The organism is Corticimicrobacter sp., assembly GCF_040137905.1.
GTDB lineage: Bacteria > Pseudomonadota > Gammaproteobacteria > Burkholderiales > Burkholderiaceae_B > Corticimicrobacter.
On the sequence record NZ_JBEFDG010000018.1, the window covers coordinates 1 to 9,650 of the forward strand.

The 9,650-nt window shown below is 62.3% G+C and carries 9 protein-coding genes; 6 read left to right on the plus strand and 3 right to left on the minus strand.

Annotated features, from left to right (window positions below; genetic code table 11):
• Window positions 1-48: 48 nt before the first annotated feature.
• Complete coding sequence (gene nirK, locus ABN482_RS02320; RefSeq protein WP_349502478.1) at window positions 49-1,188, minus strand: copper-containing nitrite reductase; 1,140 nt, start codon at window positions 1,186-1,188, stop codon at window positions 49-51.
• Window positions 1,189-1,491: 303 nt separating this feature from the next.
• Here nirK and ABN482_RS02325 point away from each other — a divergent pair, with 303 nt between their 5' ends.
• The gene (locus tag ABN482_RS02325; RefSeq protein WP_349502479.1) at window positions 1,492-2,181 is read left to right on the plus strand and encodes a Crp/Fnr family transcriptional regulator; all 690 of its coding nucleotides are present in this window, start codon (window positions 1,492-1,494) and stop codon (window positions 2,179-2,181) included.
• Here the strand turns inward: ABN482_RS02325 and ABN482_RS02330 are convergent.
• Entirely contained in the window at window positions 2,129-2,992 is an 864-nt protein-coding gene (locus ABN482_RS02330) for a formylglycine-generating enzyme family protein (RefSeq protein WP_349502480.1), read from the minus strand. The genes ABN482_RS02325 and ABN482_RS02330 overlap by 53 nt on opposite strands.
• A gap of 172 nt (window positions 2,993-3,164) precedes the next feature.
• Between ABN482_RS02330 and ABN482_RS02335 the strand changes: the two genes are divergently transcribed.
• Window positions 3,165-4,388: an MFS transporter gene (locus ABN482_RS02335; RefSeq protein WP_349502481.1), complete on the plus strand. Its 1,224-nt coding sequence runs from the start codon at window positions 3,165-3,167 to the stop codon at window positions 4,386-4,388.
• A 1-nt stretch (window position 4,389) separates the two neighbouring features.
• Here ABN482_RS02335 and ABN482_RS02340 read toward each other — a convergent pair whose 3' ends face one another.
• Window positions 4,390-4,830, minus strand: a complete 441-nt coding sequence (locus ABN482_RS02340; protein ID WP_349502482.1) for a universal stress protein — start codon at window positions 4,828-4,830, stop codon at window positions 4,390-4,392.
• A 183-nt stretch (window positions 4,831-5,013) separates the two neighbouring features.
• On the opposite strand from ABN482_RS02340, the gene ABN482_RS02345 reads away from it, so the two are divergent.
• From ABN482_RS02345 to ABN482_RS02360, 4 genes are all read left to right on the plus strand, one after another.
• A complete protein-coding gene (locus ABN482_RS02345) occupies window positions 5,014-5,685 on the plus strand; it encodes a TetR/AcrR family transcriptional regulator (RefSeq protein ID WP_349502483.1) in 672 nt (223 codons plus the stop codon).
• Between the two features lie 33 nt (window positions 5,686-5,718).
• On the plus strand, window positions 5,719-8,058 hold the full coding sequence (locus tag ABN482_RS02350) for an acyl-CoA dehydrogenase (RefSeq protein WP_349502484.1): 2,340 nt from the start codon (window positions 5,719-5,721) through the stop codon (window positions 8,056-8,058).
• Window positions 8,055-9,386 carry an acetyl-CoA C-acetyltransferase gene (locus tag ABN482_RS02355; RefSeq protein WP_349502485.1) on the plus strand — a complete coding sequence of 444 codons (1,332 nt, stop codon included), beginning with the start codon at window positions 8,055-8,057 and terminating at the stop codon, window positions 9,384-9,386. The genes ABN482_RS02350 and ABN482_RS02355 overlap by 4 nt, the downstream gene beginning before the upstream one ends.
• A partial coding sequence (locus ABN482_RS02360; RefSeq protein ID WP_502877220.1) for an enoyl-CoA hydratase-related protein occupies window positions 9,386-9,650 on the plus strand: 265 nt, incomplete at its 3' end. The genes ABN482_RS02355 and ABN482_RS02360, both read left to right, overlap by 1 nt.

The following is a 9,650-nucleotide window of genomic DNA, read 5'->3' on the forward strand; positions in this document are numbered from 1 at the left end:
GCTCCCTGCTGAGGGAGACGGCGGCCGCGCCAGCCTTCGGATACGCGATTACCAGGGTTTGCTGGTGATCGGACCCGGAGCCTTGACCTGCGTCATCAGGTCATTGTTCCAGTCACCTTCGACCACGACGTGACCGGCAGCGCCCAGATAGAAGGCTTCGATCAGGTTGTGGTTGACGTAGGCATACACACCCGGTTGCTTGAACGTGTAGAGCGCAGCGCCGGCCGAACCACCCCGGATGAACCAGGTTTCGAGGTCTTTCTCGGGCGGATTGTGGAACTTGCCCGTTTCCCAGACCCAGTCACCGTGACCACCGATCAGGTGGGGACGGGTGTCGCGATTGGCTTGCGAGTGGATGAACAGTACCGTTTCGCCGACCTTGGCCTTCAGGGCACCTTCGCCAGTCAGTGCACCGACCTTGCCGTTGAACACGACGTGCGACGGCGTGAGGGTCTTCATGACTTCCATCGTTTCCGGGAAGCTTTCGGCGGCACTGGCGTAGTCCTTGAACTTGCCGTTCTCGTCCTTGGGAATGTAGAAGTCGAGTTCGCCGATCGTGTACACCTTGTCGTAGTGCAGCGGGTTGCCATCGGCATCCTTCAGGCCTTCGCGTGGCAATACCATCATCGTGCCGTGCATGCCGGTGGTCACGTGCCAGGGCACCATGCCTTCCGGAGCGCAGTGATACACAAAGGTACCGGCGCGGTCTGCCTTGAAGCGCAGTACAGCCTCTTCGCCAGGGTTGACGTTGGTCAGCTTGGCACCGCCCAGTGCGCCAGTGGCGGAGTGGAAGTCGACGTTGTGCATCATGGCGTTGCTGGCCGGGTTGACCAGCGTCAACTCGACGTAGTCACCTTCGTGCACGACCATGGTCGGGCCGGGCAGCGAACCATTGAAGGTCATGGCCTGCAGCGTCGTGCCTTCGTTGTCGATCACGACTTTCTTTTCTTCGATCTCCATGCGGAACTGCACGACCTTGGGGCCACCGGTGGCGACTTGCTCGTGCTCATGCACGAAAGGCGGTGCGACCAGGTGTGCCTTCACGTGCGGCAGCTTGGCGATTTCTTCGGCTGTGCGAGCCGGGGCCGGTGCCGCAGCGGCACGAGCAGGAGCCGTGGTAACAGCGGCCAGTGCGCCGGCGGACATTGCGCCCAGTCCGGCAGTCTTGAGAAACGAACGTCTTTCCATGATAAAGCTCCATCCGCAAAGTCATGGTAACAAGACTACCTGCATGGCCTGCAACCCGACGATTCTTGTTTACGGTGTTGTCGTGCATGCAATGAGTCTGACGGGATCATTACACCTTACGGCGCGCTGACACTCATTGTTGTAACGCAAATTGGTTGCAGATTGTCTGTCATGAGGGAATTCCATAACCAATGTTGCGCATAATGTGAGCAGTGCATGATAAAATTCTCTGCTGTATCAACGACTTTTGGTTCAGTATCTGTGACGACAGCACCTAAATTGCACCGCTCGCTCATTCAGAACATGGAAATGTTCCGGGCCCTGTCCGACGACGAACTGGACCGTACGCTGGAACATGCCCAGCCGCGCAGGCTGTTGCCTGGCGATGCCGTCTACCGGCAGGGCGAACTGGCCGGCTATTTCTTCATCCTGCTGCATGGCACCCTCAAGGTGGTGCAGGCCACGGCCGAGGGCGAACAGGTCGTGGTTCGCTTCGTGAGTCCGGGGGACGTCTTCGGCATCGCACGCATGATGCGCCGTCCGGACTATCCCGCGACCGTCCTGGCCGTCCAGGAAAGCCTGGTGCTGGCCTGGCCCTCGTCGGAATGGGAGCGCATGGTGGCGGCCAATCCCCAGTTGACCGGCAATGCCCTGCAGACTGTCGGTCAGCGCCTGCAGAGTGCGCACAGTCGCATCCGTGAACTGTCCACCGAAGAGGTCGAGCAGCGCGTGGCGCGTGCCATCCTGCGCCTGCTGGATCAGTCCGGCCGTACCTCTGAAGAGGGCCGCATCGAGATCGATTTCCCGATCACCCGGCAGGATATCGCCGAGATGACCGGTACCACCTTGCACACGGTCAGTCGTATCCTGAGTCTCTGGAAAGAGCGCGGCATCGTCGAAAATGCCCGCAAGCGTGTGATCGTTCTCCAACCCGACGAGCTTATTCGTTACGCCGAGGGCGCTCAGGGCTCACGGCATCCCGAACCAGCCTGAACCCCAGGTTGGCAGGTGGCAACCCAACCGAACAGGCCCCGCTCACCGGGTCGCGGATGAAGTCCGTCATGTAGCTGCGGTGTTCGCCGCCCAGGACGCGGATGCCGCAGTTTTCGCCCAGCCTCATCACGGATTGGTCCGCCATCACGGCATAGCGCGTGTAGCAACTGTCCGTCCAGTCCCAGACATTGCCGCCCAGATCCTGTATGCCGTGTTCATTGGCACCGAAATGCCCGAATGGCTGCGGGGCCTTGTCGTCGGTCGTTCTGCTGCGCGAGATTTCCTGCTGGTATTCCTCCAGCCAGCGGCGCGCCGGATTCTGCGGGTCGAAGGGAGAGAGCGGCGTGTCTTCGCGATAATGGTTGCCCGCGATCCAGGCCCATTCTTCATAAGTGGGCAGCCGATAGTGCTGGCCGGTGTCGCGCGACAGCCAGTCTGCATAGGCCGTGGCATCTTCCCAACTGACGCCCACGACGGGCAGGTCCGGGTGTGGCTCGGCTTGCTGTTCCTGCTTGTCGAGCTTGCGACAGGCTTGCGCTTTCACGCAGCGTGCATATTCTGCCTGGCTGACCTGCCGGCGCATGATATCGATATCCTGGGAGATCTGCAGTTGCTGGCGCTCAGGCACCGTGGGCATGCCATTTTGCAGGAATTCGCCAACGGGGATCATGTCGACTGTGCCCGCCGGCACCCGAATGAACAGCTCCGGCGCAGGTGGTTCGGCAGCCGGAGGGCTACAGGCTGCCAGCAAGGCTGCCAATGCAGGTACCAGCATCAGGCTGGCACGGGAGGGAAATTGGGGTAGTGGCATGCGATTTCTCCGGGGCAGGGCACATTGCTGCAGGCACCCTGTCCATGTCATTAGGCCCGAGAGGGGGCATGCTGTCTTTGTGTCGGCGCAAACAAGTCCCGAAATATCGACATGCATGGCTTGGCTATAATGAAAATGCGAGATATTCCCGCTTGATCACAAAGGGTTTGCCATGAACCAGGCTGTTTCTCCCGACGCCCAGCGCCGTCGGGTGCGTACCACCATTTTCCTCAGCATCTGCTTTTCCGGGCTGGCCATGACGGTTATCCTGCCCATCCTGGCACCATTGATCCGCGAGCTGGGCCTGAGCGAAAGCCAGGGCGGCTGGATGGTCAGCATGGGTTCCGTGGTCATGGCGCTGATCGGCGTGTTCTGGGGGCGGCGCAGCGACCGGCTGGGTCGCAAGTCGGTCATCCTGGCGGGGTTCCTGGGCCTGTTCCTGTCCTACGCGATTTTCACGACGGTGGTCTGGCTGGGGTTCAGTGGTGCTCTGATCGGTGCCGGCCTGTTCGCTGCCCTGCTGGTGGCCAGGGCCCTGGTGGGGGCATTCCTGCCGGCAGTGCCATCGGCGTCCCAGGCCTATATGGCCGATGTCACCACACCACAGGAGCGTAGCTCCGGCATGGCGCTGATCAGTGCCGCCAATGGTGTCGGCATGGTGGTGGGGCCTGCGCTGGCAGGCATACTGGCCATGTTCGGACTGATCTGGCCCTTGCTGCTGGTAGTGATTCTGCCGCTGCTGGCCTTTTTCGTGATCGGCAGGGTATTGCCGGATGCGCCGGTGCGACAGGCCGGTTCTGTGCAGAAGATCAGTCCGTTCGATCCGGATGTGCGCGGCTGGCTGCTCATCGGCCTGATGACCATGACCACTATTGTCACCCTGCAGATCAGTGCCGGTTTCTATTTCCAGGATCAACTGGGGCTGACGGGCACGCAGACGGCTCGCATGCTGGCGACTTCTCTGACCCTGGTCGGCGTGACGCTCATGCTGACTCAGTTCATCCAGATCCGCTATCTCAAGTGGCAGTCCCGTCGCATGGCGCTGACAGGCGCGCCCCTGGTCGCAGCCGGGTTGCTGGTCATGCTGTTGACGCAGAGCGAAGCGGCCTACTATGTGGCCTATATTCTGATCGGGATGGGGGCCGGCATGCTGTTCCCGGGCTATATGTCGGGCGCATCGCTCAGTGTCGGCCCTGCACGTCAGGGGGCTGTGGCCGGCTTGATTGCCTCGACCCAGGGTATGGGGGCGATCATCGCGCCGCTGGGCAGCACGCTGCTGTACGAGCAGAATCGCTACATGCCATTTGCCGTGCTGGTGGGGCTGATGGTTGTTGCCTGGCTGGCGGCGTGGTGGGTGAAGGCACCGGCACGACCTGTCGCACCGGTGCGGAGCTGAATTATTTGATCAGCATGACCGGGATATCCACACTGTGGATGACCTGGGTCGCCATCGAGCCGAGCAACAGGTTGCCCAGGCCGCCCATGCCGCGCGTGCCCATCACTACTGTGTCGCAGCCGTTTTCCTTGATGATCCGGTTGACCTCATGCACGGTGTCGGGACTGACGCTGGCGTGCGTCGTGCACTCGAGGCCCGCCGCCCGCAGTTGAACGGCTGCCTCTTCGGCGATTTCGGCAGCATGTTCGCGCGCATCGTCGCGCAGTTGCTGGAGCACGTCGATCAGGATCGAGGTACGGCCGCGCCCGTACATGCGCGGTTCGGGCTGCACGTTCAGGATGTGGACCGTGAAACTGGAGTGTTCCTTGGCAAAATTGGTCAGGTACTCCAGTGCACGCTTGGCGGGTTCTGAACCATCGTAGGGCAGCAGTACGGTTTTCATAGTCACCTTCTGTCGTTGTTGTGATTCGCAAGCATTCATTATGACATTGCGATACGGTCGATTGTTGACTTCCCTCAAGTGATGGCCGCTATGCATTCGCCACGATCAGGGTAAACCATCATGGTTGCAGGCACGATGCCCGTCCATAATTCAAACAAACGTTTGAATAGAAGGTGGCGTGACATGTCGACAGTCATCGAGGAGACAACCCCGCAGGCGGCATCCACACCCGATGCCATCCTGCAGGCCGCAGAAACGCTGTTCGCCCGCCAGGGGCACGAGGCCACGTCCATGCGACAGATCACGACGCTGGCTGGCGTCAACCTGGCAGCGGTCAACTATCACTTCGGCTCCAAGGAGGGGCTGGTGCAGGCTGTGCTCAGGCGCCGTCTGGCCGCCCTGAACCAGGAGCGGCTGCGCTTGCTCGAAAACCTGGAAGGCCAGGCTCAGGCCAGCGGGCAGGCGGTCAAGCCTTCCCAGATCGTCGATGCCTTCTTTGGCACGCTGATCCGTATGGCGCGCCAGGACCGGGCCGGGATCTGGCCCTTGCTGGAGCGCTCCATGACGGAGCCGACCGCATTCATCCGGACCCTGTTCGCGCAAGAGTCGGCCGATGTCCTGGAACGCTACAAACAGGCCTTTCACAAGGCGTTGCCGGGCGTGCCGCAGGATGAGATCGTCTGGCGTTTTCAGTTCATGCTGGGGGCCTCGTCATTTGCGCTGACCGGCACCGAAGAACTGCGTGCGGTCATGGGCTGGCAGTCGAATGCCGAAGACCCGGCCGAAGACGAGCGGCAATTGTTGCCACGCCTCATGCGGTTCTTGCTCGGAGGGCTGCGGGCACCCTTGCAGTAACCCTCATTCTAATAACAGGCAGGAGACAGAATCATGCAAGTCATTGGATGGATCGTGTTGTTGCTGGTCGTGTTGGGGGCGGTCGTGCTGGGTATCCCGGCGATCCGCAAGCCGTTGCTGAGCCGGCCGTTGCTTGGCAAGTTCCGGCGCATCCTGCCGCAGATGTCCGATACCGAGCGTGATGCACTGGAGGCAGGCACGGTCTGGTGGGAAGGCGAACTGTTCCGGGGGCGTCCCGACTGGGACAAGCTGCTGGCGTTTCCCAAGCCGCAGTTGACACAGGAAGAACGCGCCTTCATGGACCATCAGGTCGAGCAGGCCTGCGCCCTGGTCGATGACTGGGAGATTACGCACCGTACCGGTGACCTGCCACCCGAAGCCTGGGCCTACATCAAGAAAGAAGGCTTTCTGGGTATGATCATTCCCAAGTCCTTCGGTGGGCTGGGTTTTTCCGCCTATGCGCACTCTGAGGTCATGACCAAGCTGTCGACGCGTTCGTCGGCGCTGGCCGTGACGGTCATGGTGCCGAACTCCCTGGGACCGGCCGAATTGCTGCTGCACTACGGGACCGATGACCAGAAAAACCACTACCTGCCTCGGCTGGCGAACGGCGAAGAAATTCCGGCCTTTGCACTGACCAGCCCCTGGGCGGGCTCGGATGCGGCTGCCATCCCCGACTATGGCGTGGTATGCCGCGGCGAATGGCAGGGGCGCGAAGCGCTGGGCATGCGCGTGACCTGGGACAAGCGCTACATCACGCTGGCACCGGTCTGCACGCTGCTCGGACTGGCGTTCAGGCTGTACGACCCGGATGGCCTGCTGGGCAGCCAGAAGGATATTGGTATTACCTGCGCCCTGGTACCGTCCGATCACCCTGGCGTGGAAACCGGCCGCCGCCATTTTCCGCTCAATGCCATGTTCATGAACGGTCCCACGCGCGGGCACGATGTCTTCATGCCGCTGGACTTCATCATCGGTGGGCCCAAAATGGCCGGCCAGGGTTGGCGTATGCTGATGGAGTGCCTGGCCGCCGGACGATCCATATCACTGCCGTCTTCCAACGCAGGCATGGCACGCATGACGGCGCGTGCCGTCGGCGGCTATGCGCGTGTGCGCAGCCAGTTCGGCGTGCCGGTCGGACGCTTCGAGGGCGTTGAGGAGGCCCTGGCCCGCATCGGCGGCCATGCCTATGTGGCAGAGGCTGCCCGTACCATGACTGCCGGTGCCGTGGATCTCGGCGAAAAACCTTCGGTCGCATCCGGCATCGTCAAATACCATGTGACCGAGCGTGCCCGCCTGGTGGTCAACGATGGCATGGACGTGATCGGTGGCAAGGGAATCTGCCTGGGACCATCCAATTTCCTGGGGCGCGCCTACCAGCAGATTCCCATCGGTATCACGGTGGAGGGGGCCAATATCCTGACCCGCAGCCTGATCATCTTCGGCCAGGGGGCGACACGTTGTCATCCGTATGTGCTGGCTGAAATGCAGGCAGTGCGCGAACCTTCGCCCCAAAAGGCGCTGCACGATTTCGATGCCGCTTTCTGGGGCCATGTCCGCTTCGTGATCGGCAACGTACTGCGGGCAGGCTGGCATGGACTGACAGCCGGACGCTGGGCAGCGCAGCCGAGTAATGTGGATGTGGCGACCGGACACTATTACCGGAAACTGAGCCGGGTGTCGAGTGCATTTGCCCTGCTGTCGGACATGTCCATGCTGATCCTGGGGGGCAGTCTCAAGCGCCGTGAAAGCCTGTCGGCCCGGCTGGGTGATGTCCTGTCGCAGATGTACCTGGCCAGTGCGGCACTCAAGCGTTATGAGGACGAAGGACGCCAGAGCGATGACCTGCCCCTGCTGCACTGGGCGGTACAGGATGCGCTGTGCCGGGCACAGACTGCCATGGATGGCCTGCTGCGCAATTTTCCCAACAGGCTGGCAGCGGGCGTCTTGCGCCGGCTGGTCTTTTTCTGGGGGTTGCCGTTTGCAGTGCCCGATGACCGGCTGGGTCAGAAAATTGCCCGCCTGTTGACCGAGCCGGGATCGGCGCGTGACAGGCTGACCCGTGATTGCTATCTGCCGGCCTCGGCGGATGAACCCGTCGGTGCCATCGAACTGGCACTGGCTGCCACACTGGCCGCGGAAGGGGCACAAGCCAAGCTGCGCCAGATCGACAAGAGCGGGCTGCTTGCAGACAATCCGCTGGCCAATGTGCGGGATATGACCGAAGCCGCCCATGCGGCGGGTGCCCTGACGGATGACGAATATGCAGTGCTGCGGCGGCGTGATACCCTCAGGGATACCGTAGTCCGGGTCGATGACTTTCCGTTCGATGTGCTGTCGGCCAACAGCACGCCTCCAGGAGGCCAGACATGAGCACTCAGGCAGTCTATGTCGTGGATGGTGCGCGTTCGCCCTTTCTCAAGGTCCGGACGGGCCCGGGGCCGTTCTCCGCCGCCGATCTGGCCGTGCAGGCCGGGCGCGAATTGTTGCTGCGACAGTCGTTTTCACCGGAAGATCTTGACGAGGTCATTGTCGGTTGTGCCGCGCCATCGCCCGACGAGATCAATATCGGCAGGGTCATTGCGCTGCGCCTGGGTTGCGGGCCCAAAGTCCCGGGCTGGACGGTCATGCGCAATTGCGCCTCCGGGATGCAGGCGCTTGATTCGGCCATGACCAATATCCAGGCTGGACGCGCCGACCTTGTCCTGGCGGGCGGTGTCGACGCGCTGTCGCACGCGCCGCTGCTGTTTTCCGAAGACATGACGCGCTGGTTGGCACACTGGATGGCAGCCCGCTCCACCGGGCAGAAGCTGCGTCAACTGGGGCGTTTCCGTCCCGTATTCCTCAAGCCGGTGATCGGCCTGCTCAAGGGACTCACCGATCCGGTCGTTGGACTGTCGATGGGGCAGACGGCCGAAAACCTGGCCATGCAGTTCGGCATCAGCCGCGCAAGCATGGATGCCTATGCCGAACGCAGCCACCAGCGGGCGTTGGTGGCCAGGTCGGCGGGTGCGTTTGCCGCCGAGCTTGTTCCGCTGATCGACCGACAGGGCCAGTGCTACCCGGAAGACGATGGCATCCGGACCGATTCGACATTGGAGCGACTGGGGCGGCTCAAGCCGGTATTCGACCGCGTGGGGGGCAGCATTACCGCAGGCAACAGTTCGCAGGTGACTGATGGGGCCGCCATGCTGTTGCTGGCATCCGAGCACGCCGTTGCCCGCTGGGGGCTGCAGCCGCTGGGTCGCATCGTCGACCGGCAATGGGCAGGCCTTGATCCTGCCAGCATGGGGCTGGGGCCGGTGCATGCCGCCACCCCTATCCTGCAGCGCCAGCAGTTGGGGCTGGACGGGCCGGATCTGTGGGAAATCAATGAGGCCTTTGCTGCCCAGGTGCTGGGATGTCTGGCCGCCTGGCAGGACGAGCGCTACTGTCAGGCACAGCTTGGTACGTCGGCATGGGGCACCCTGGACCAGAGCCGGCTCAATGTCGATGGCGGCGCGATTGCGCTGGGCCATCCTGTCGGTGCATCGGGGGCACGCATCGTGCTGCACCTGTTGCATGCCTTGAAGGCGCGTGGACTCAGGCTGGGCATGGCCTCGATCTGCATTGGTGGAGGGCAGGGCGGCGCCATGCTGGTCGAGGCGCTGGGCGACGATCCGGTCGGGCCGGCACAGCAGGTCGAACAGGAGGCGGCATGATGACGACAGTACAGACATTGCCCACGGCTTCAGCGGCTGGCAACTGGCGGAACTGGCGGATCGACCGCGACGGGCAAGACCTTGCCTGGCTGACCCTTGACCGGGCTGGCAGTGCCGTCAATGCCTTGTCGGCCGACGTCATGGCCGAGCTTGCGGCTGTCCTGGATAGTCTGGAGCAGGCACCGCCTGCCGGCCTCATCATCCGTTCGGGAAAGGACTCCGGTTTCATCGTCGGTGCGGATATCGATGAGTTTGCCGATCTGG